General features: G+C 55.5%; 17 protein-coding genes, 1 pseudogene and 1 other annotated feature. Of the genes and pseudogenes, 14 read left to right on the forward strand and 4 right to left on the reverse strand.

Translation table 11 applies throughout. The features are described 5' to 3' along the window. The first annotated feature begins 30 nt into the window (after nt 1-30). From thrL to ENTHG_RS16385, 5 genes are all read left to right on the forward strand, one after another. Nucleotides 31-96 (forward strand): thr operon leader peptide, encoded by a 66-nt coding sequence (gene thrL / locus ENTHG_RS25145; RefSeq protein WP_106403311.1) that lies wholly within the window; start codon nt 31-33, stop codon nt 94-96. Continuing rightward, nucleotides 38-152: a sequence feature (Thr leader region), on the forward strand. (Overlaps the previous gene by 59 nt.) A gap of 24 nt (nt 153-176) precedes the next feature. Next, nucleotides 177-2,639 (forward strand): bifunctional aspartate kinase/homoserine dehydrogenase I, encoded by a 2,463-nt coding sequence (thrA, locus tag ENTHG_RS16370; protein ID WP_044181959.1) that lies wholly within the window; start codon nt 177-179, stop codon nt 2,637-2,639. A 1-nt stretch (nt 2,640) separates the two neighbouring features. After that, nucleotides 2,641-3,570, forward strand: coding sequence for a homoserine kinase (thrB, locus tag ENTHG_RS16375; RefSeq protein ID WP_044181962.1), 930 nt, complete (start codon nt 2,641-2,643; stop codon nt 3,568-3,570). 3 nt (nt 3,571-3,573) lie between these two features. After that, nucleotides 3,574-4,857, forward strand: coding sequence for a threonine synthase (gene thrC / locus ENTHG_RS16380; protein ID WP_044181965.1), 1,284 nt, complete (start codon nt 3,574-3,576; stop codon nt 4,855-4,857). Nucleotides 4,858-5,062: 205 nt separating this feature from the next. Next, nucleotides 5,063-5,344, forward strand: a complete 282-nt coding sequence (locus ENTHG_RS16385) for a DUF2502 domain-containing protein (RefSeq protein ID WP_044181968.1) — start codon at nt 5,063-5,065, stop codon at nt 5,342-5,344. A gap of 47 nt (nt 5,345-5,391) precedes the next feature. On the opposite strand, the gene yaaA is transcribed toward ENTHG_RS16385, so the two are convergent. Both yaaA and ENTHG_RS16395 read right to left on the reverse strand, forming a co-directional pair. After that, a complete protein-coding gene (yaaA, locus tag ENTHG_RS16390) occupies nt 5,392-6,165 on the reverse strand; it encodes a peroxide stress protein YaaA (RefSeq protein WP_044181972.1) in 774 nt (257 codons plus the stop codon). Between the two features lie 77 nt (nt 6,166-6,242). Next, the gene (locus ENTHG_RS16395) at nt 6,243-7,670 is read right to left on the reverse strand and encodes an alanine/glycine:cation symporter family protein (RefSeq protein WP_044181974.1); all 1,428 of its coding nucleotides are present in this window, start codon (nt 7,668-7,670) and stop codon (nt 6,243-6,245) included. A 213-nt stretch (nt 7,671-7,883) separates the two neighbouring features. On the opposite strand from ENTHG_RS16395, the gene tal reads away from it, so the two are divergent. The 3 genes from tal to ENTHG_RS16410 all read left to right on the forward strand — a co-directional run bounded on the left by tal (nt 7,884) and on the right by ENTHG_RS16410 (nt 10,963). Continuing rightward, nucleotides 7,884-8,837 (forward strand): transaldolase, encoded by a 954-nt coding sequence (gene tal, locus ENTHG_RS16400; protein WP_044181978.1) that lies wholly within the window; start codon nt 7,884-7,886, stop codon nt 8,835-8,837. A gap of 101 nt (nt 8,838-8,938) precedes the next feature. Continuing rightward, nucleotides 8,939-9,526, forward strand: a complete 588-nt coding sequence (gene mog / locus ENTHG_RS16405; RefSeq protein ID WP_044181981.1) for a molybdopterin adenylyltransferase — start codon at nt 8,939-8,941, stop codon at nt 9,524-9,526. Nucleotides 9,527-9,652: 126 nt separating this feature from the next. After that, on the forward strand, nt 9,653-10,963 hold the full coding sequence (locus ENTHG_RS16410; protein WP_044181984.1) for an MFS transporter: 1,311 nt from the start codon (nt 9,653-9,655) through the stop codon (nt 10,961-10,963). 9 nt (nt 10,964-10,972) lie between these two features. On the opposite strand, the gene ENTHG_RS16415 is transcribed toward ENTHG_RS16410, so the two are convergent. Together ENTHG_RS16415 and satP are read right to left on the reverse strand one after the other, a co-directional pair. After that, nucleotides 10,973-12,232, reverse strand: coding sequence for a chloride channel protein (locus ENTHG_RS16415; RefSeq protein ID WP_044181987.1), 1,260 nt, complete (start codon nt 12,230-12,232; stop codon nt 10,973-10,975). 110 nt (nt 12,233-12,342) lie between these two features. Then, a complete protein-coding gene (gene satP, locus ENTHG_RS16420) occupies nt 12,343-12,909 on the reverse strand; it encodes an acetate uptake transporter (RefSeq protein ID WP_044181990.1) in 567 nt (188 codons plus the stop codon). Nucleotides 12,910-13,204: 295 nt separating this feature from the next. Here satP and dnaK point away from each other — a divergent pair, with 295 nt between their 5' ends. From dnaK to nhaA, 6 genes and pseudogenes are all read left to right on the forward strand, one after another. Next, nucleotides 13,205-15,121, forward strand: coding sequence for a molecular chaperone DnaK (gene dnaK, locus ENTHG_RS16425; RefSeq protein WP_044181994.1), 1,917 nt, complete (start codon nt 13,205-13,207; stop codon nt 15,119-15,121). Nucleotides 15,122-15,205: 84 nt separating this feature from the next. Next, the gene (dnaJ, locus tag ENTHG_RS16430) at nt 15,206-16,351 is read left to right on the forward strand and encodes a molecular chaperone DnaJ (protein WP_044181997.1); all 1,146 of its coding nucleotides are present in this window, start codon (nt 15,206-15,208) and stop codon (nt 16,349-16,351) included. A 377-nt stretch (nt 16,352-16,728) separates the two neighbouring features. Then, complete coding sequence (locus ENTHG_RS16435; protein ID WP_044182000.1) at nt 16,729-17,490, forward strand: outer membrane protein OmpK; 762 nt, start codon at nt 16,729-16,731, stop codon at nt 17,488-17,490. 19 nt (nt 17,491-17,509) lie between these two features. Beyond that, nucleotides 17,510-19,012 (forward strand): sulfatase family protein, encoded by a 1,503-nt coding sequence (locus tag ENTHG_RS16440; protein ID WP_044182002.1) that lies wholly within the window; start codon nt 17,510-17,512, stop codon nt 19,010-19,012. Between the two features lie 170 nt (nt 19,013-19,182). Continuing rightward, the gene (locus ENTHG_RS16445; RefSeq protein ID WP_044182004.1) at nt 19,183-20,436 is read left to right on the forward strand and encodes an IS1/IS1595 family N-terminal zinc-binding domain-containing protein; all 1,254 of its coding nucleotides are present in this window, start codon (nt 19,183-19,185) and stop codon (nt 20,434-20,436) included. A gap of 109 nt (nt 20,437-20,545) precedes the next feature. Then, nucleotides 20,546-21,720 (forward strand): annotated as a pseudogene (gene nhaA, locus ENTHG_RS16450) (Na+/H+ antiporter NhaA). The last annotated feature ends 50 nt before the right edge of the window (nt 21,721-21,770 follow it).

A 21,770-nucleotide genomic window follows, 5' to 3' on the forward strand; every position in this document is an offset into this window, starting at 1 on the left:
CAGATTAAAATGACAGAGCACACAACATCCATGACACGCATCAGCACCACCACCATTATTACCACCACCATTACCACAGGTAACGGTGCGGGCTGACGCGTACAGGAAACACAGAAAAAAGCCCGCACCTGAACAGTGCGGGCTTTTTTTTCGACTAAAGTTCAAGGGGTAAAACCATGCGAGTGTTGAAGTTCGGCGGTACATCAGTGGCAAATGCGGAAAGGTTTCTGCGTGTTGCCGATATCCTGGAAAGTAATGCCAGGCAGGGGCAGGTGGCGACTGTGTTATCTGCCCCGGCGAAAATTACTAACCACCTGGTGGCGATGATTGAAAAAACCATCAGTGGACAGGATGCGTTACCGAATATCAGCGATGCCGAACGTATTTTTGCCGAACTGCTACAGGGACTGGCGGAGGCGCAACCCGAATTTCCCCTCGCACAGTTAAAAAGTTTCGTTGAACAAGAGTTTGCCCAGATACGACATGTCCTGCACGGCATCAGCCTGCTTGGCCAGTGCCCGGACAGCATCAATGCGGCGCTGATCTGCCGCGGTGAAAAGCTCTCCATCGCTATTATGGCGGGCCTGCTGGAAGCACGCGGCCATAAAGTCAGCGTTATCGATCCCGTCGAAAAATTACTGGCCGTTGGTCACTACCTTGAATCAACGGTGGATATCACTGAGTCCACCCGCCGTATTGCCGCCAGCAAAATTCCTGCCGACCATATGATCCTGATGGCGGGCTTTACCGCCGGTAACGAGAAGGGCGAACTGGTGGTGCTGGGGCGTAACGGCTCCGACTACTCAGCGGCGGTGCTTGCCGCCTGCCTTCGCGCCGACTGCTGTGAAATCTGGACCGATGTCGACGGCGTTTACACCTGCGACCCGCGCCAGGTGCCGGATGCCCGCCTGCTCAAGTCCATGTCCTACCAGGAGGCGATGGAACTCTCCTACTTTGGCGCGAAAGTGCTTCACCCGCGCACCATTACCCCCATCGCCCAGTTTCAGATCCCCTGCCTGATTAAAAACACCGGTAATCCACAGGCGCCAGGCACGTTGATTGGCGCGACGTCCGATGAAGACGGCCTGCCGGTTAAGGGCATCTCTAACCTGAATAATATGGCGATGTTCAGCGTCTCCGGGCCGGGCATGAAAGGGATGATCGGCATGGCGGCGCGCGTATTTGCCGCCATGTCCCGGGCCGGTATTTCGGTGGTGTTGATTACGCAATCCTCCTCGGAATACAGCATCAGCTTCTGCGTGCCGCAGTCCGACTGCGTCCGCGCCCAGCGCGCCATGAACGATGAATTCTACCTGGAACTGAAAGAGGGCTTACTGGAGCCGTTAGCGGTGGTAGAGCGGCTGGCGATCATCTCCGTCGTGGGGGATGGTATGCGCACGCTGCGCGGCATCTCGGCGAAGTTTTTTGCCGCGCTGGCCCGCGCCAATATCAATATCGTCGCCATTGCCCAGGGCTCTTCCGAGCGCTCTATCTCGGTGGTGGTCAATAATGACGACGCCACCACCGGTGTGCGTGTGACCCACCAGATGCTGTTCAACACCGATCAGGTTATCGAAGTCTTCGTTATCGGCGTCGGCGGCGTCGGCGGCGCGCTGATTGAGCAGATTAAACGTCAGCAGGGCTGGCTTAAGAACAAGCACATTGACCTGCGCGTCTGCGGCGTCGCCAACTCGAAGGCGTTGCTGACCAGTGTTCACGGTCTGAACCTCGAAAACTGGCAGGCCGAGCTGGCGGAAGCCAAAGAGTCTTTCAACCTTGGGCGGCTGATCCGGCTGGTGAAAGAGTACCATCTGCTGAACCCGGTGATTGTCGACTGTACCTCCAGCCAGGCCGTGGCCGATCAGTACGCCGATTTCCTGCGCGAGGGCTTCCACGTGGTGACGCCGAACAAAAAAGCGAACACCTCGTCAATGGCGTACTACCACCAGTTGCGCCACGCCGCGGCGAAGTCGCGCCGTAAATTCCTTTATGACACCAACGTCGGCGCAGGGCTGCCGGTTATCGAAAACCTGCAAAACCTGCTGAACGCAGGGGATGAACTGCAACGTTTCTCCGGCATTCTTTCCGGCTCGCTGTCGTTTATCTTCGGCAAACTGGATGAAGGCATGAGCCTCTCCGAAGCGACTAACATGGCGCGCGAAATGGGCTATACCGAGCCAGACCCGCGCGACGATCTCTCCGGCATGGACGTTGCCCGTAAGCTGTTGATTCTGGCCCGTGAAACCGGCCGTGAACTGGAACTCAGCGATATCGTGATTGAGCCAGTTTTGCCGAACACGTTCGATGACAGCGGCGATGTGGCAAGCTTTATGGCCAACCTGCCGAAGCTGGATGACGCTTTCGCCGCACGCGTTGCCCAGGCGCGCGACGCAGGCAAAGTGCTGCGCTACGTCGGCAACATTGAGGACGATGGCACCTGCCGGGTGAAAATCGCCGAGGTTGACGGCAACGATCCCCTTTATAAAGTGAAAAACGGCGAGAACGCGCTGGCGTTCTATAGCCACTATTACCAGCCGCTACCGCTGGTGCTGCGCGGTTACGGCGCGGGTAATGATGTTACCGCGGCTGGCGTTTTCGCTGACCTGTTACGTACCCTGTCCTGGAAGCTGGGAGTTTAAGATGGTGAAAGTATATGCTCCGGCCTCCAGCGCCAATATGAGCGTGGGTTTTGATGTGCTGGGCGCGGCGGTCACTCCCGTTGACGGCACGCTGCTCGGCGACAATGTCTCGGTGGAGGCGGCGGACAGTTTTAGCCTGCAAAACGTGGGGCGTTTCGCCAGCAAACTGCCCACAGAGCCGCGGGAAAACATCGTGTACCAGTGCTGGGAGCGTTTCTGCCAGGAGATAGGCAAAACGGTGCCGGTGGCGATGACGCTGGAAAAAAACATGCCGATTGGCTCAGGCCTCGGCTCCAGCGCCTGCTCGGTAGTCGCCGCGCTGGTGGCGATGAATGAATATTGCGGCAAGCCGCTCAGTGAACAGCGTATGCTGGCGCTGATGGGCGAGCTGGAAGGGCGCATCTCCGGCAGCGTGCATTATGATAACGTTGCGCCCTGTTACCTGGGCGGGATGCAGCTGATGATCGAGGAAAACGGCATCATCAGCCAGCAGGTGCCAGGCTTTGACGAATGGCTGTGGGTGCTGGCCTATCCGGGGATTAAAGTCTCGACGGCAGAGGCGCGGGCAATCCTGCCGGCTCAGTATCGCCGACAGGACTGTATCGCCCACGGGCGGCATCTGGCGGGCTTTATTCACGCCTGTTATTCCCGCCAGCCTGGGCTGGCGGCGAAATTAATGAAAGATGTGATTGCCGAACCTTACCGCATGAAACTGCTGCCGGGTTTTAACGAGGCGCGGCAGGCGGCGACCGATATCGGCGCGCTTGCCTGCGGTATCTCCGGCTCCGGGCCAACGCTGTTTGCCCTGTGTGATAAAACGGAGACGGCGCAGCGCGTGGCCGACTGGCTCAGCAAACACTATTTGCAAAATCAGGAAGGCTTTGTTCATATTTGCCGTCTGGACACGGCAGGTGCACGAGTAGTGGGATAACCAATGAAACTCTATAATTTAAAAGATCACAACGAACAGGTCAGCTTTGCGCAGGCCGTCACGCAAGGGCTTGGCAAAAACCAGGGGCTGTTCTTTCCCCTCGAGCTACCGGAATTTAGCCTGACTGAAATTGATGACATGCTGAATATGGATTTTGTCACCCGCAGCGCCAAAATTCTGGCGGCTTTCATCGGTGATGAGATTCCGCAGGAGGCGCTGGAGGCGCGTGTGCGCACGGCCTTTACCTTCCCGGCTCCGGTAAGCCAGGTCGAAGGGGATGTCGGTTGCCTGGAGCTGTTCCACGGTCCGACGCTGGCGTTTAAAGATTTTGGCGGGCGCTTTATGGCGCAGATGCTTACCGCCATCAGCGGCGATAAGCCGGTGACCATTCTGACTGCCACCTCCGGCGATACAGGCGCTGCGGTTGCCCACGCCTTTTACGGCCTGAAAAACGTCCGGGTAGTGATCCTCTATCCGAACGGCAAAATCAGCCCGCTGCAGGAAAAATTGTTCTGTACCCTTGGCGGCAATATCGAAACCGTAGCCGTGGATGCGGATTTTGACGCCTGCCAGGCGCTGGTGAAGCAGGCGTTTGATGATGAAGAGCTGAAAACTGCGCTGGGCCTGAACTCCGCCAACTCGATTAACATCAGCCGCCTGCTGGCGCAGATTTGCTACTACTTCGAAGCGGTGGCGCAGCTGCCGCAGGAAGCGCGCAATCAACTTGTGGTCTCTGTACCCAGCGGCAACTTCGGCGACCTCACTGCGGGCCTGCTGGCAAAAGCGCTGGGGCTGCCGATCAAGCGTTTTATCGCCGCCACTAATGCCAACGACACCGTGCCGCGCTTCCTCAAGGAAGGGGAGTGGAAGCCCAATGCGACCCAGGCGACGCTCTCTAACGCGATGGATGTGTCACAGCCGAACAACTGGCCGCGCGTAGAGGAGCTGTTCCGTCGTAAGATCTGGCGCCTGAACGAACTGGGTTATGCGGCGGTGGATGACGAAACCACCAAAGCCACTATGCGTGAGCTGAAAGATAAAGGGTATCTTTCTGAGCCGCACGCGGCGATAGCGTACCGGGCGCTGCGCGATCAGCTTAAGCCGGGCGAATACGGCCTGTTCCTTGGCACTGCGCATCCGGCGAAGTTCAAAGAGAGCGTGGAGGATATCCTCGGCGAGCCGCTGCCGCTGCCGAAAGAGCTGGCGGAGCGCGCCGACTTGCCGCTGCTCTCCCACCACCTGCCTGCCGATTTTGCGCAGCTGCGTAAGCTGATGATGGCGCGATAAAAACAGCCGTAAAGGCCGGGCGAAGCAGAGATGCCGCCCGGCTTTTTTTATGGAGAAAATAAGGAGAAAAAAAGCAGGAAAAAAGTAGAAATTCCCAATAAATGCGGGCACTTAGATATTAGGATTGTAACGTCTTACGCCCCGGCTTCACTTCACGTAATCTCTTTTTCAGCCCATATCGGGCAACAGTGAAAAGGAGTCACCCATGTCTAAATTAAAACCTGCTCTCATTGCGCTTTCGCTGATGCTGGCTGCCCCGATGGCGGCACAGGCGGCGGAAATCACCCTGCTACCGGCGGTGAAGCTGCAAATCGGCGATCGTGATAATCATGGGAATTACTGGGACGGCGGCCACTGGCGCGATCATGGCTGGTGGAAATCACACTACGAATGGCGGGATAACCACTGGCGCGCCCATGACAATCGTGACCATCACGATCGTCATGATGACCACCGTCGCGGGCCGGACCGCGGGTATCATCATTAACCGCAGAGGCTCCCGGACAAGAGACGGCGCAATCCGGGAGCAACGTTTTACTGCTCGTGGCGCTTGAACACCAGTTCGCCCCCGGCAGACCCTTCCTCATCAAAGAAGTAGCCTTCGCTATTGAATGCCGTGAGCTGCTCAGGCTTTGTCAGTCGGTTTTCAATAATGAAGCGGCTCATCAGCCCGCGCGCTTTTTTCGCATAGAAGCTGATCACTTTGAACTTGCCGTTTTTCTCATCGAGAAAGACCGGCTTGATGATCTGCGCGTTCAGTTTTTGCGGCTTCACCGCTTTGAAATACTCATCCGACGCCAGGTTCACCACGATATCGTCGCCCTGGGCTGCGATAGCGTCATTCAGCGTATGGGTAATGGTTTCGCCCCAGAACTGATAAAGGTCTTTGCCTTTGCTATTTTCCAGGCGGATGCCCATCTCAAGGCGATAGGGCTGCATCAGATCCAGCGGGCGCAGCACGCCGTACAGGCCAGAGAGCATTCGCAAATGCTGCTGCGCGAAATCGAAATCCGCCTCGCTAAAGGTTTCCGCCTGCAAACCGGTATAGACGTCGCCTTTAAACGCCAGGATCGCCTGGCGGGCATTATCGGGCGTGAAATCGGGCTGCCAGTCATGAAAACGGGTGGCGTTAAGGTCGGCGAGTTTGTCGCTGATTCCCATCAGCGCTTTAATCTGCGGGGCGGTTAGCTGGCGCGCCACATCAATTAACTGCTGGGAATAGTCCAGCAGTTCCGGCTGGGTGAAGCGCGTGGTAGCCAGCTCGCTTTGGTAATCAAGCGTTTTAGCCGGAGAGATAAGAATCAGCATAATCGGTCCTTGCAGGAGAATTTTTGCTGACTCTAACAAAAAACGGCGCGCGAATGATCAATAGTTGCGATTGTCGTTTACACGCCGGATCGCTCATCCCACGCGCCGGGGGCGAGCTGCCTCTCAATGTCCGGGTAGCGTTTCGGGTCAAATACCGGCGTTAAACCCAGTTTGCGCTGGCGCAGGTAATCGCTGGCGACAACATTTACCACCGGCGACAGCAGCAGGATCGCCGTCAGGTTGGTTATCGCCATAAACGCCATGATGACATCCGCCGTATACCAGAACATCGTCAGCCTGAGCTGCGAGCCCACCATGATCATCAATACGATCCCGATGCGCAGCAGCCAGCGGTTGCGCCTGCTGTTGAGCCGCAGAAACACCAGGTTGTTTTGCGCATAGACATAATTGATAGCGATGGAGTTGAAGGCGAACATAAAAATGATCGCCGCCACATAACCTGACCCCCATGGCCCGGTCAGCGCGACAATCGACTGCTGCATAATCTGAATGCCGTTGAAGTTATTTTCGGTGGGGGTGATATTCGCCAGCAGCAGCACCAGCGCGCTGGCGGAGCAGACGATAAAGGTGTCGATCACCACGCCGATAATTTGCACGAAGCCCTGCGCGGCAGGGTGAGGGGGCGATGACGCCGCGGCTGCCGCGGCGTTAGGGGTTGAGCCCATTCCCGCTTCATTGGAGTACATACTACGCTGAAAGCCGCTGGTCAGCGCCTGGCTTAAGGTGTACCCCATCGTTCCGGCTGCCGCTTCCTGCCAGCCAAAGGCCCCCTTGATAATGGCGATAATGGCCCCCGGTACCTGGCTAAAATGCGCAACGCCGACCCCGATGCTCATCGCCACCCAGGCGATGGCAACAACCGGCACCGCGTACTGCATAAAGCGCGCGATTCGCCGTAAGCCGCCGCTTATCAACAGCAGCAGCAGGCCTGCCAGCAGCATGCCGGTCCAGGTTTCCGGGATATCCCAGGCATAGCGCACCGCATGCACCACGGCATTTGCCTGAATGGTGTTAAACAGCAGACCGTACACCACCAGCAAAAAGACCGAGAAGAGCACACCCATCCAGCGCATGCCCAGGCCACGCGCCATATACCAGGCAGGGCCGCCGCGAAAGCGCTGATGCGTATCCCGCTCTTTATAGAGCTGCGCCAGCGTTGCTTCTGCAAAGCAGGTTGCCATACCGATAAACGCGCAGACCCACATCCAGAAGAGTGCGCCAGGCCCCCCGGCCAAAATCGCCAGCGCGACCCCGGCAATGTTGCCGCTGCCCATACGCCCGGCAAGGCTAAGAAATAATGCCTGATACGAGGTGAGCCCGCCGGACTGCGCGCGGCTGTTTTTGAGATTGTGGTAAAAATCGCCGAACAGACGAAACGGCACGAATTTGCTTTGAAAAGCAAACCAGATGCCTGCGGCAAGCAGCAGATAAAGCATCAGTGAACCCCATAATATTTCACTGATGAATGAGAAAAATTCAGGCATTAACATCCCTCTTGTTGATGCCGGTACGCAGGATTGTCTGCGCCCATTATCCGCAAAGTCATCGTTAGCGGGCAATTAATAAATTTAACGTAATATTTCCGCCTGCGGGAGGCTTTCTCCGGGTCATGTCTGCGGTTGCGCTGGCAGGGCGTCGTGTTATCATCAGGACAGACCGGTTACATCCCCCTAACAAGTTCAAAGAGAAACACTATCATGACGGATAAATTGACTTCTCTGCGTCAATACACCACAGTCGTGGCTGACACCGGAGATATCGCGGCAATGAAGCTGTACCAGCCGCAGGACGCGACCACCAACCCTTCTCTGATCCTGGGCGCCGCGCAAATCCCTGAATACCGCAAGCTCATTGATGATGCTATTAACTGGGCGAAAGGCCAGAGCAGCGACCGCGCGCAGCAGATCGTCGATGCGTCTGACAAGCTGGCGGTGAATATCGGTCTGGAAATCCTCAAGCTGATCCCTGGTCGTATCTCTACAGAGGTTGACGCTCGTCTCTCTTACGATACCGACGCGTCTATCGCCAAGGCAAAACGTCTTATCAAGCTCTATAACGATGCAGGCATCAGCAACGATCGCATTCTGATCAAACTGGCTTCTACCTGGCAGGGCATTCGCGCAGCGGAGCAGCTGGAAAAAGAGGGCATCAACTGTAACCTGACGCTGCTGTTCTCCTTCGCTCAGGCGCGCGCCTGCGCCGAAGCGGGCGTCTACCTGATCTCCCCGTTCGTGGGCCGTATTCTCGACTGGTACAAAGCCAATACCGATAAGAAAGAGTATGCCCCAGCGGAAGATCCGGGCGTGGTTTCCGTCTCTGAAATCTATCAGTACTACAAACAGCACGGCTACGAGACCGTCGTGATGGGCGCCAGCTTCCGTAACGTTGGCGAGATCCTGGAACTGGCGGGCTGCGACCGTCTGACCATCGCCCCGGCGCTGCTGAAAGAGCTGGCGGAAAGCGAAGGCGCTATCGAGCGTAAGCTCTCTTACACCGGCGAAGTCAAAGCGCGTCCGGAGCGCATCACCGAAGCGCAGTTCTTCTGGGAACACAACCAGGACCCGATGGCGGTCGACAAACTGGCGGACGGCATCCGCAAATTTGCCGTTGACCAGGAAAAACTGGAAAAAATGATCGGCGATCTGCTGTAATCCTCTGGCGTGACCGGGCTCCCGGTCACGCTCTTCCTCTGTTGGCATCCCTCCTCAGCGTGTATCATTTCCGTTATCAGCTTTTTCTGAACGGATGAGATATGAATACCTTACGCATTGGCTTAGTTTCTGTTTCTGACCGCGCTTCCAGCGGTGTGTATGAAGATAAAGGCATTCCTGCCCTTGAAGCCTGGCTGACGCAGGCGCTGACCACGCCGTTTACGCTTGAAATGCGGCTGATTCCTGACGAACAAAGCATTATTGAACAGACCCTGTGCGAACTGGTGGACGAGATGAGCTGTCATCTGGTGCTGACCACCGGCGGGACCGGGCCAGCGCGTCGTGACGTCACGCCCGACGCCACCCTCGCCGTGGCGGATCGTGAAATGCCGGGCTTCGGCGAACAGATGCGTCAAATCAGCCTGCACTTTGTGCCGACGGCCATTCTCTCGCGGCAGGTAGGCGTTATTCGCAAGCAGGCGCTGATTATTAACCTGCCAGGGCAGCCCAAATCCATTAAAGAGACGCTGGAGGGGGTAAAAGGTGAAGACGGGCAGGTGAAGGTGGCAGGAATTTTCGCCAGTGTACCGTATTGTGTACAGCTTCTTGAGGGGCCGTATGTGGAAACCGATCCGCTGGTGGTAGCGGCTTTTCGCCCTAAAAGCGCAAGACGCGAGACATTATCCTGAATGTAATGCGGTTTGTACTATAAGCTATACGGGCTATGGCGTGTTCTTTAATTTACGGTATAGTAATTTTTAATTTACAGTGACCGTAAATTTTTTATTAACACACCTCTTTACAAGTGGCCCGCTATGTCAAAACACAATCGTCCTCTCAATAGCCAGGATTATAAGACGCTCACCCTTGCCGCTTTAGGCGGCGCGCTCGAATTCTACGATTTCATCATCTTTGTTTTTTTCGCAGCGGTCGTGGGTGAGCTCTTCTTTCCTGCCGATATTCCCGAATGGCTGCGCCAGGTTCAGACCTTCGGCATTTTTGCCGCTGGCTATCTGGCGCGTCCGTTGGGCGGTATTGTCATGGCGCACTTTGGCGATCTGGTGGGTCGCAAAAAAATGTTTACCCTGAGCATCCTGCTAATGGCGGTGCCAACGCTGGCAATTGGCTTACTGCCAACCTATGCCTCAATGGGGATTGTCGCGCCGCTGCTGCTGCTGTTGATGCGCGTCTTGCAGGGCGCGGCTATCGGCGGAGAAGTGCCGGGGGCGTGGGTGTTCGTTGCTGAGCATGTTCCGGCGCGGCGCATCGGTATTGCCTGCGGCACACTGACTGCGGGCCTGACCGTCGGCATTTTGCTCGGCTCTATCGTGGCGACCCTTATCAACACCAGCATGACGCAGCAGGCAATCCACGACGGCGGCTGGCGTATTCCTTTCCTGCTGGGCGGCGCTTTCGGCCTGGTCGCCATGTATTTACGCCGCTGGCTGCAGGAGACGCCTATTTTCCTGGAGATGCAGCAGCGTAAAGCGCTGGCGAAAGAGCTGCCGGTGAAAGCGGTGGTGTTAAAACACAAAAAGGCGGTGGTTATCTCTATGCTGCTCACCTGGCTGCTTTCCGCCGGGATTGTGGTGGTCATTTTGATGTCGCCGGTCTGGCTGCAGAAACAGTATGGTTTTGCGCCCGCGCTGACCTTACAGGCGAATAGCGTTGCCACCGTAATGCTGTGCCTGGGCTGCCTGGTCGCCGGGCTGGTGGTGGATAAAGTCGGCGCCAGCAAAACGTTCATTGTCGGCAGTATCCTGCTCGCCTGTTCAAGCTGGTTTTTCTATCATCTGTCAGGCAGCCACCCGGAACATCTGTTTACCCTGTACGGGCTGGTGGGCTTCTGCGTTGGCGTGGTGGGCGCGGTGCCTTATGTCATGGTTCGTGCGTTCCCGGCAGAGGTACGTTTTACCGGTATCTCCTTCTCCTACAATGTCTCCTACGCCATTTTTGGCGGCCTGACGCCAATCGCCGTTACGATGCTGATGGGCGTGTCGCCGATGGCCCCCGCCTGGTACGTGCTGGCGCTCTCCCTGATTGGCCTGGCGCTTGGGCTCTGGCTTCGACAGGACCTGACGGCTCAGGAGAGCCCGGCGCTGGCCGAATCCGCCCGTCAGGTTTAGCGCGGGCGTTCAACGACGGTGACGGGACTCCAGTCCCCGGCAGGTTGCGTAGGCACCTGCCACCGCCAGCGCTACGGGCACCAGAAACGAGTGGTCCATGCGGGTGGACTCCATCACTAACGCGATGGCCGTAACGGGCATATGCGTCGAGGCGGCAAGGAAACTGGTTGCCCCCAGCAGGGCGAAACTCTCCACATCGCCGCCAGGAAAAAAGCCGCCAGCCACAAGGTAAAGCAGCGTACCCAGCAGCCCGCCGACGGCCAGCCCCGGCGTTAACAATCCGCCCGCCGCGCCGCCGCGGATCACGGCGCAAATAATCACCACTTTGAGAACAAGCAGCGTCGCCGCCAGCGCAGCGGTGAGGCTGCCATCCAGAGAGAGCTGCGCTGCGCCTTTACCGTTGCCCGGCAGCTGGGGGAACCACATGGCGCAAACAGCCAGCAGAGTAAAAGCCAGCAGGCTGAACACCGGCATTTGCCAGTCGGTGCGCACGCGATTACGGGCGGATTGCGTCATTCGCCGAAACAGCCAGGCGCACACGCCAATCAGCGGGCCTGAAAGCAGCGCCCAATAGACTAGCGAACCTGCGGCGAACTCGGCGGTAAAATGGTACTGATGCTCATCGCCTAAACCCAGCGAGGCGACCCAGGCGGCCAGCGCCGAGGTTGCCAGCGCGGCGATTGCCGCATCCCAGCTCACGCTCACCAGCAGGACTTCGAGGGTAAAAATAGCGCCTGCCAGAGGCACGTTATAGACCGCTGCTAGGCCCGCTCCCGCGCCGCAGGCAATCATCAACCGGCAATCCTCTGGGGTCAGCCGTAAACGGCGGGCAATCCTGCCGGCAAAAAGCGCGCCCGCCTCCCTGGGGGCCACTTCGCGCCCAAGCGGCGATCCCAGCGCCACGGTAACGATCTGCAAAATGATATGAATCAGCGTCGTCAATAGCGGCATCGGTTTATCCGGCGAGGCGACCGCCGCGGCGATAGTCACGCGTTTCCTGCCATAGCGAGCCAGCAGCCACCAGCCAACGCCTGCGATAACGCCGGCGGCCATCAGCACGATAAAGCGCCGCTGCGCGCTGGCGTCCGTCACCCCCTCTAAAAAGGTCTGGGGGCTAATTAGCCTGTGCTGGCTGTAGCCGTAGGCGAGATGCTGAATCTCATGCATCAGCATGGCGAGCAGCATTCCCCCCAGCCCGGAGAGTATGCCGGTGAGGAAAAGCGCCGCCCAGCGCTGTAGCCAATAGATTTTACGGGTATGAAAAATCATCGTGGTTAAAGAAAAGGCAGTTAAGGAGGCGATATTATGCCGGGGAATACATCAGAAAATGCGCCCTTAAGAGCGGTGCAACGTGCCTGACTGGCAGGCACGAGGAGAAATCAGTGTTTTTCGCCAATCGGCAGAACGGTGCGGCCATACTGTTCGTTCAGTACTTCGCCCATCGCCGTGTAGATAGCGCTGGCGCCGCAGATAATGCCCACCCAGCCGGCAATATGAATAATGCTTTCGCTTTCTACGATATTGCCTACTGCCAGCAGGGCGAACAGCACGGTCAGGCTCAGGAACACGAACTGCAACATACGCGCGCCTTGCAGGGTGCCAAAGAACATAAACAGCGTGAATACGCCCCACAGCCCCAGATACACGCCCAGGAAGTGGCCATTCGCTGCGTCGGCAAGGCCCATTTTCGGCATCACCAGAATCGCTACCAGCGTCAGCCAGAAAGAACCGTAAGACGTGAAGGCGGTTAAACCGAAGGTGTTGCCTTTCTTATATTCCAGCAGACCCGCGAAAATCTGCGCGATACCGCCATAAAAAATACCCATTGCCAGAATAACGCTATCCAGCGCGAAAAAACCGCTATTGTGCAGGTTCAGCAGAATGGTGGTCATACCGAAACCCATCAGGCCCAGCGGAGCCGGATTAGCCAACTTAGTGTTGCCCATAATTCCTCAAAAAAATCATCAAAAAAGGTGAAAAAAGGGTTTCCCGCGCCAACTCTCCCGGGCGGGGCGCGGCATCATAAATAGCGCCATTTAACGTGTCTATGATCTGAACAGGGGGAAATTACAATTTTTTTTATGCCTTCCCCTTGATGAGCTTCGTTGCGACCCCATCTTGTAGACAACCGCAATGTGTGGACCTGAAAAAAAACAGACAAGGGCAGTTGAAACCGCACGTTTCGCCCTTATTACAGGTTCACAACCACATGTTGACCGAATTTTTAGTGGAGACGTTTAGATGGGTAAAATTATTGGTATCGACCTGGGTACTACCAACTCTTGTGTAGCGATCATGGACGGCACGACTGCGCGCGTGCTGGAAAATGCTGAAGGCGACCGCACCACACCTTCAATCATTGCCTATACCCAGGATGGTGAAACTCTGGTTGGTCAGCCGGCTAAACGTCAGGCAGTGACAAACCCGCAAAACACCCTGTTTGCGATCAAACGCCTGATTGGCCGCCGCTTCCAGGACGAAGAAGTTCAGCGTGATGTTTCTATCATGCCTTACAAAATCATCGGCGCTGACAACGGCGACGCATGGCTGGATGTAAAAGGCCAGAAAATGGCCCCGCCGCAGATTTCTGCCGAAGTACTGAAAAAAATGAAGAAAACGGCGGAAGATTACCTGGGCGAGCCGGTAACCGAAGCGGTTATCACCGTTCCGGCCTACTTTAACGATGCGCAGCGTCAGGCAACCAAAGATGCTGGCCGTATCGCTGGTCTGGAAGTAAAACGTATCATCAACGAACCGACCGCAGCCGCACTGGCTTACGGCCTGGATAAAGAGACCGGTAACCGTACCATCGCGGTCTACGACCTGGGCGGCGGTACTTTCGATATCTCTATTATCGAAATCGACGAAGTTGACGGCGAAAAAACCTTTGAAGTTCTGGCGACCAACGGTGATACCCACCTGGGCGGCGAAGACTTCGATACCCGTTTGATCAACTACCTCGTTGACGAATTTAAGAAAGACCAGGGCATTGACCTGCGCAACGACCCGCTGGCGATGCAGCGTCTGAAAGAAGCGGCTGAAAAAGCGAAAATTGAGCTCTCTTCCGCTCAGCAGACCGACGTGAACCTGCCGTACATCACCGCAGACGCTACCGGTCCGAAACACATGAACATCAAAGTGACTCGCGCGAAACTGGAAAGCCTGGTAGAAGACCTGGTGAACCGTTCCATCGAGCCGCTGAAAGTCGCTCTGCAGGACGCTGGCCTGTCTGTATCTGACGTACAGGATGTTATCCTGGTAGGGGGTCAGACCCGTATGCCGATGGTGCAGAAAAAAGTGGCGGAGTTCTTTGGTAAAGAGCCGCGTAAAGACGTTAACCCGGACGAAGCTGTGGCTATCGGCGCAGCGGTGCAGGGCGGCGTTCTGACCGGTGATGTTAAAGACGTTCTGCTGCTGGACGTTACCCCGCTGTCGCTGGGTATCGAAACCATGGGCGGCGTAATGACTCCGCTGATTACCAAGAACACCACTATCCCGACCAAGCACAGCCAGGTGTTCTCTACGGCGGAAGACAACCAGTCTGCTGTAACCATCCATGTGCTGCAGGGTGAGCGTAAACGCGCAGGCGATAACAAGTCTCTGGGTCAGTTCAACCTGGATGGTATCAACCCGGCGCCGCGTGGTATGCCGCAGATCGAAGTCACCTTTGACATCGACGCCGACGGTATTCTGCACGTTTCCGCGAAAGACAAAAACAGCGGAAAAGAGCAGAAGATCACCATTAAAGCCTCTTCCGGCCTGAACGAGGAAGAGATCCAGAAAATGGTGCGCGAAGCGGAAGCTAACGCCGAGTCTGACCGCAAGTTCGAAGAGCTGGTGCAGACCCGCAACCAGGGCGACCACCTGCTGCACAGCACCCGTAAGCAGGTTGAAGAAGCAGGCGATAAACTGCCGGCTGATGATAAAACCGCTATCGAGTCTGCGCTGAGCGCGCTGGAAACGTCCCTGAAAGGCGAAGACAAAGCGGATATCGAAGCCAAAATGCAGGCGCTGGCGCAGGTTTCCCAGAAACTGCTGGAAATCGCACAGCAACAGCACGCACAGCAGCAGGCGGGTTCCGCTGACGCTTCTGCGAACAACGCCAAAGATGACGATGTTGTCGATGCTGAGTTCGAAGAAGTGAAAGATAAAAAATAATCGCCCTTTGAACGGGTAATTACTGGCACGGGCGAAGAGGTTTCCTCTCCGCCCGTGCTCGCATGTTAGGGGCAGATAAAAAAGATGGCTAAACAAGACTATTACGAGATTTTAGGCGTTCCGAAAACAGCGGAAGAGCGTGAAATCAAAAAGGCCTATAAGCGCCTGGCCATGAAATATCACCCGGACCGCAACCAGGGTGACAAAGAGGCCGAAGCCAAATTTAAAGAAATTAAAGAGGCCTATGAAGTCCTGACCGACGCGCAAAAACGCGCGGCCTACGACCAGTACGGCCATGCCGCATTCGAGCAGGGCGGTATGGGCGGCGGTGGATTCGGCGGCGGCGGCTTTGGCGGCGGCGCGGATTTCAGCGATATCTTCGGCGACGTTTTCGGCGATATTTTTGGCGGCGGTCGTGGGCGTCAGCGCGCGGCGCGCGGGGCTGATTTACGCTACAACATGGAGCTGACGCTGGAAGAGGCGGTACGCGGCGTAAGCAAAGAGATCCGCATTCCTACGCTGGAAGAGTGCGACGTCTGCCACGGCAGCGGCGCGAAGGCGGGCAGCCAGCCGCAAACCTGTCCAACCTGTCACGGTTCAGGCCAGGTACAGATGCGCCAGGGCTTCTTCGCCGTACAGCAGACCTGTCCGCACTGCCAGGGGCGCGGTACGCTAATCAAAGATCCGTGCAACAAATGCCACGGCCATGGTCGCGTTGAGAAAACCAAAACCCTGTCCGTTAAAATCCCGGCAGGCGTTGACACCGGCGACCGTATCCGTCTGGCCGGTGAAGGCGAAGCCGGCGAGCATGGCGCGCCAGCAGGCGATCTGTACGTACAGGTGCAGGTAAAACAGCACCCGATCTTCGAACGTGAAGGCAATAACCTCTACTGTGAAGTGCCGATCAACTTCGCCATGGCGGCGCTGGGCGGCGAGATCGAAGTGCCGACGCTGGATGGCCGCGTGATGCTGAAAGTGCCAAGCGAAACGCAAACCGGCAAGCTGTTCCGTATGCGCGGCAAAGGGGTGAAATCGGTTCGCGGCGGCGCGCAGGGCGATCTGCTGTGCCGCGTGGTGGTAGAAACCCCGGTCGGTCTGAATGAGAAGCAGAAACAGCTGCTGAAAGACCTGCAGGAGAGCTTTGGCGGCCCAACGGGCGAAAACAACAGCCCGCGCTCTAAAAGCTTCTTTGACGGGGTAAAGAAGTTCTTTGATGATTTGACCCGCTAGGTCATCTCCCCGAAAGGGCTGCTGCGGCAGCCCTTTTTTATTGCTGCTGTTTAACCTGTCAGAAATTTCACATGCGCTGGCGCTGCGTGTGAATAAACTAAAGCACATTCTTATATTTCACTTCTTTTTGTACCAGCGACAAAAACCATTACCAAAACATAATTGCCACGGCTGTATTTATATTCAAAGAGTAACGGCGGGTAAAACCACATGTTCTGACACACGGCTCAGGCAGGCCGTCTGACCCCGCTATTGTGATATCTCTATCACATATAAAAATGGCTCTTTTTGTACACTGGCTTCGTTTGTTGCACTTCGTAATGCTGCATAAAGATCAGGTATGTTCGCACGGATTATAATAATCAGGAGATTGTCACGTGTTCAAAAAGGAAATTTTGCTTGCCTGTACGCTCTTATTAACTACCGCCGCAGGTAGTTTTTCTGCTCATGCTCTGGAATATAAAAATGCGTTTGGTTCAGTGAATGCCGGTTATGCCGACTGGAACAGCGGCTTTGAGAACGTCCATCGTGGTGAAGTATGGAAAGCGACTATTGATTTTGGCGTTAACTTTCGTGAAGCGGAGTTTTATTCGTTTTTTGAAAGCAATGTCTTAAATCATTCGGTTGCCGGACGAAACCACACCGTTTCCGCCATGACGCACGTTCGTCTTTTCGATTCTGATTATACGGCGTTTGGCAAAATCTATGGCCAGTGGGATAACTCGTGGAGCGATGATTTAGATATGTTCTACGGGCTGGGATACCTTGGCTGGCAGGGTCAATGGGGCTTTTTTAAACCCTATATTGGTTTACATAATCAATCCGGCGATTATGTTTCGCAGAAATACGGGCAGACCAGCGGCTGGAACGGCTATGTGGTTGGCTGGACGGCTGCCTGGTTCTTTACGGTGGGCGGCGAGAAATTCGTCCTCTCCGACTGGCATGAATTTGAGCTTGATCGCAATGATGCCTATGCCGAACAGCAGCACGGGCATACCGGTATAAACGGCGGGTTAACCCTGGCATGGAAGTTCTATCCACGCTGGAAAGCGGCAGTGACCTGGCGTTATTTTGATAACAAACTCGGCTACGACGGTTTTGGCGATCAAATGATTTATATGCTTGGTTATGAATTTTAATCTATTCAAAGGAGCTGAAATGAAAAGAACAGTCGTTGCCAGCATGATTGGTCTGGCGTTCTGTGCAGGCAGCGTATTATCTACGGCCCATGCAGAGGACACAAAGCGCCCCAATCTGGTCATTATTTTAACGGATGATTTAGGCTATGGTGATTTAGGCGCTTATGGTCATCAAATCGTTAAAACGCCAAATATTGATAAGCTCGCCCAGGAAGGGGTTAAATTTACTGATTACTATGCCCCCGCGCCGCTCTGCTCGCCTTCCCGTGCCGGTTTGCTGACCGGGCGCATGCCTTTTCGTACCGGCATTCGTTCGTGGATTCCGGCAGGTAAAGATGTCGCCATTGGGCGTAATGAGCTTACCATCGCCAACCTGTTAAAAAATCAGGGGTACGACACGGCGTTAATGGGTAAATTGCACCTCAATGCCGGGGCGGATCGCACCGATCAGCCGCAGGCCAAAGATATCGGCTTTGACTATTCGCTGGTACACGCAGGCGGGTTTATTACTAATGAACGGCTGGCGAATGCCAAAGAGCGCCCCCGCTACGGGGCCGTCTACCCGGATGCTTTTCTTCGCAACGGTAAACCTGTCGGCGAAGCAAAATTACTCAGCGGCGAGCTGGTCAGTACCGAAGTGGTGAGCTGGCTGGATGAGCGCGAGAAGAAAAAAGAAGATAAACCCTTCTTCCTGTATGTCGCTTTCACCGAAGTGCATACCCCCGTCGCTTCGCCGAAGAAATATCTCGATATGTATTCGCAGTATATGAGCGCTTATCAGAAGCAGCACCCGGATATGTATTACGGCGACTGGGCGGATAAACCCTGGCGCGGGCCGGGTGAGTATTATGCCAATATCAGCTATATGGATGAGCAGGTCGGGAAAGTGGTCGAAAAAATCAAGGCGATGGGTGAAGAGGATAACACCATCATTATTTTTACCAGCGATAATGGCCCGGTAACGCGCGAAGCACGTAAGGTCTATGAGTTAAATATGGCCGGGGAGACCGACGGCCTGCGCGGACGTAAAGACAATTTGTGGGAGGGCGGCATTCGCGTTCCGGCAATTATTAAATATGGCAAACATCTGCCGCAAGGGATGGTGACGGACACGCCAGCCTCCGGTCTGGACTGGATGCCGACGCTTGCGCAAATGATGAAATTCGATCTGCCCAAAGATCGGACGATTGACGGTCAATCCCTGACGCCTGTTTTCGAAAAAGCCGAGCTGAAACGGCAAAAGCCGCTGATTTTCGGTATTGATATGCCTTTCCAGGACGATCCAACCGACCTGTGGGCGATTCGTGACGGCGACTGGAAAATGATTATCGACCGGGAGGGCAAAGCGAAATATCTCTATAACCTTAAGCAGGATCGCGCCGAAACCATGAACCAGATTGGCAAGCAGCCGGAGGTTGAAAAACGGATGTTCGCTGAATTTATGCAATATAAGCAGGATATTGATAACGACTCTTTAATGAAAGCCCGGGGCGAGAAGCCTACCCCTGTGACCTGGGGCTAACATTTCTGTAATAAAAAAGATATTATGCCACCTGGGCTCTGCCCGCCTGATTCAATGCATGGCATTGAATCAGGGTTTTTTATTTTTAGCGTAACGAGCACAAGATAAATACCTACTTTTCTGCAAAAGCACTCAGGATGCTGTTATACGGATATTAGCAGGAAGAGAATATGTTTGATAATGTCAATGTCGATAGCTGTAAAACAATGGGCTGTCGCAATCTGGGCATAATAAATAGCCCGGATTACCTTTTACAGGGCAATAATGTCCTCTGCCGGGAATGTGGTTTTCTGTTTCCTCTTATCTCCTCTAATGCATTAAACCTTTTTCGCCGGGCGGTAAATCATGGCTGGAAAGGGCTGATTAAACAGTGTCCCGGCTGCGGCGGTTATTCATTAAAGCGACACGGGTTTTCCCGGCAGGGTGAGCAGCGCATGCTGTGCCGCCTCTGCAATAAAACCTTTATCGCGGCGAAAAAGGCCGTGGCCTCGCCCCGGCAGACGCAGCTGGCGGCGCTGATTCAGGCCGGTACTTCCTTGCAGGATATTCGCACAGCCCTTGCCATCGACAGCACCACGCTCAGGCGTGAACTGGCGCACCTTTCTTACCAGGGCCGCCAGGAGGGCAGTCGGTTCAGCTTCCCCTGTGATATCGCGCTGAGCACCCGCGCGTTTACCGTCAGGTTTAACGGCAGCGATAGTCTGTTGTATGTATTGGTGACCGTTGAAGAAGGCTCCGGCCATGTCGTGGCGCTCTCAACAAACTACGCTTCCCAGCCCGTGGAAGCCGAATATCAGTACCGCTCCCGGTATGAAGAACGTCTACCGCCAGGGACGCTGACTCACCTGGTGCAGCGTAAAGAGGCGCTCACAATGCGCCGTCAGGGGGCGCTGTATGATATTGATTACGGTCCCGCAGCATTGCACTGCCACGATCGGGGCATGCTGGTGAAGCCGGTATTGCCTGCCTATCGCCATTTTGAACTGGTGCATAAGCTTACCGATGAACGCGCACTCAACGTTCAGCACTATCTGGATCAGGAGTGCTTTATTTTTGGCGGCTGTCTGATGGCCAACGTCAACGATATTCACCAGGGGCGCTGTCATATTGCTTTTGTCAGAGAGCGGGGGACAACGCCGCCGCGCCTGGATATGCCGCCGCGCCTTTTTCTCAGCGGCGGAATTCGCAATAATGTCTGGCGCGCTTTCTCAACGCGGGACTATTCGCTGGCCGTCTGTAACCTGACCGGCAATAAAAAAACCCGCCATCTGCGCTACGCGACACTGCGCGGCGCCACGGCTTTTATCCAGTTTATTCAGTCACATCCATTCCTTCCCTACCTTAACGGTATGTCCCCCGGCAACGTAACGCTTGTGCTTGAACATCTGCGCCACGCCTGGAACAGTCGCCTCCCGGAAGCATAGCTTTGCTCGTAAAAAACGAACTATAATGCAGTAATAAACTTGTTTTTTCGATTTATCAGGCTGATTAAGATAGTTTTACCGATGTATTAGCCATAAAGAGAGATTAAAAGTGAAACATCTGCAGCGTTTTTTTAGTAGTGACGCTTCCGGAGGCATCATTCTTATCATCGCCGCGGCGCTGGCTATGCTGCTGGCGAACATGGGAGCGACCAGCGGCCTGTATCACTCATTTCTGGAAACGCCTGTCCAGCTGCGCGTTGGTGCGCTTGAAATCAATAAGAACATGCTGCTGTGGATCAACGATGCGCTGATGGCGGTCTTCTTCCTGCTGATTGGCCTGGAGGTAAAGCGCGAGATGCTCCAGGGGGCGCTGGCCAGCCGTCGGCAGGCTGTCTTCCCCATTATCGCAGCGCTGGGCGGCATGGTTGTTCCCGCGCTGGTTTACCTGGCCTTTAACGCCCAGGACCCCATCGCCAGAGAGGGGTGGGCTATCCCTGCGGCCACCGATATTGCCTTTGCTCTCGGCGTGCTTGCCCTGCTGGGAAGCCGGGTTCCCCGGCCCTGAAAATCTTCCTGATGGCGCTGGCGATTATCGACGACCTGGGGGCGATTGTTATCATCGCGCTCTTCTACACCAACGATCTGTCGGTGCTGTCGTTGATTATTGCCGCGGCGGCCATCGTCGTGCTTGTCGCCCTGAACCTGAGCGGCGTGCGGCGTACCGGGATCTACATTCTGGTGGGCACGATACTGTGGACCGCCGTACTGAAATCCGGCGTGCACGCCACGCTTGCCGGGGTCATCATTGGCTTTATGATCCCGCTTAAAGAGCGTGACGGTAAATCTCCGGCGAAACAGCTTGAGCATATTCTGCACCCGTGGGTCTCTTTTTTGATTCTGCCGCTGTTTGCTTTCGCCAACGCTGGCGTGTCGCTTAAGGGCGTTACGCTCGAAGGACTGACCTCGCTGCTGCCGCTGGGGATTATCGCCGGGCTGTTTATTGGTAAGCCGGTGGGGATTAGCGCATTCTGCTGGCTCGCGTTGAAACTCAAATGGGCGACGTTGCCGGAAGGGACATCAATGCGGCAAATTATGGCGGTAGGGATCCTGTGCGGTATTGGTTTTACCATGTCGATCTTTATTGCCTCTCTGGCCTTCGCCAGCGTCGAGCCTGAATTGATCAACTGGGCCAAGCTTAGCATCTTAATCGGCTCGGTTTTATCGGCGGTCACGGGTTACCTCATATTGCGCAAGCGCGCAGTCAACCCCGCCCGGGCAGCATAATTTTTTAGGGAGAGCCTGCCACGGCTCTCCGGCATTTATCAGGGAGTGAA

The organism is Phytobacter massiliensis JC163 (assembly GCF_000321045.1).
In the GTDB taxonomy this organism is placed as follows: domain Bacteria; phylum Pseudomonadota; class Gammaproteobacteria; order Enterobacterales; family Enterobacteriaceae; genus Phytobacter_A; species Phytobacter_A massiliensis.

Coding starts and splice junctions, on each gene's coding strand:
- thrA (WP_044181959.1), top strand. CDS start 177: ATGCGAGTGTTGAAGTTCGGCGGTACATCAGTGGCAAATGCGGAAAGG.
- thrB (WP_044181962.1), top strand. CDS start 2,641: ATGGTGAAAGTATATGCTCCGGCCTCCAGCGCCAATATGAGCGTGGGT.
- thrC (WP_044181965.1), top strand. CDS start 3,574: ATGAAACTCTATAATTTAAAAGATCACAACGAACAGGTCAGCTTTGCG.
- ENTHG_RS16385 (WP_044181968.1), top strand. CDS start 5,063: ATGTCTAAATTAAAACCTGCTCTCATTGCGCTTTCGCTGATGCTGGCT.
- yaaA (WP_044181972.1), bottom strand. CDS start 6,165: ATGCTGATTCTTATCTCTCCGGCTAAAACGCTTGATTACCAAAGCGAG.
- ENTHG_RS16395 (WP_044181974.1), bottom strand. CDS start 7,670: ATGCCTGAATTTTTCTCATTCATCAGTGAAATATTATGGGGTTCACTG.
- tal (WP_044181978.1), top strand. CDS start 7,884: ATGACGGATAAATTGACTTCTCTGCGTCAATACACCACAGTCGTGGCT.
- mog (WP_044181981.1), top strand. CDS start 8,939: ATGAATACCTTACGCATTGGCTTAGTTTCTGTTTCTGACCGCGCTTCC.
- ENTHG_RS16410 (WP_044181984.1), top strand. CDS start 9,653: ATGTCAAAACACAATCGTCCTCTCAATAGCCAGGATTATAAGACGCTC.
- ENTHG_RS16415 (WP_044181987.1), bottom strand. CDS start 12,232: ATGATTTTTCATACCCGTAAAATCTATTGGCTACAGCGCTGGGCGGCG.
- satP (WP_044181990.1), bottom strand. CDS start 12,909: ATGGGCAACACTAAGTTGGCTAATCCGGCTCCGCTGGGCCTGATGGGT.
- dnaK (WP_044181994.1), top strand. CDS start 13,205: ATGGGTAAAATTATTGGTATCGACCTGGGTACTACCAACTCTTGTGTA.
- dnaJ (WP_044181997.1), top strand. CDS start 15,206: ATGGCTAAACAAGACTATTACGAGATTTTAGGCGTTCCGAAAACAGCG.
- ENTHG_RS16440 (WP_044182002.1), top strand. CDS start 17,510: ATGAAAAGAACAGTCGTTGCCAGCATGATTGGTCTGGCGTTCTGTGCA.
- ENTHG_RS16445 (WP_044182004.1), top strand. CDS start 19,183: ATGTTTGATAATGTCAATGTCGATAGCTGTAAAACAATGGGCTGTCGC.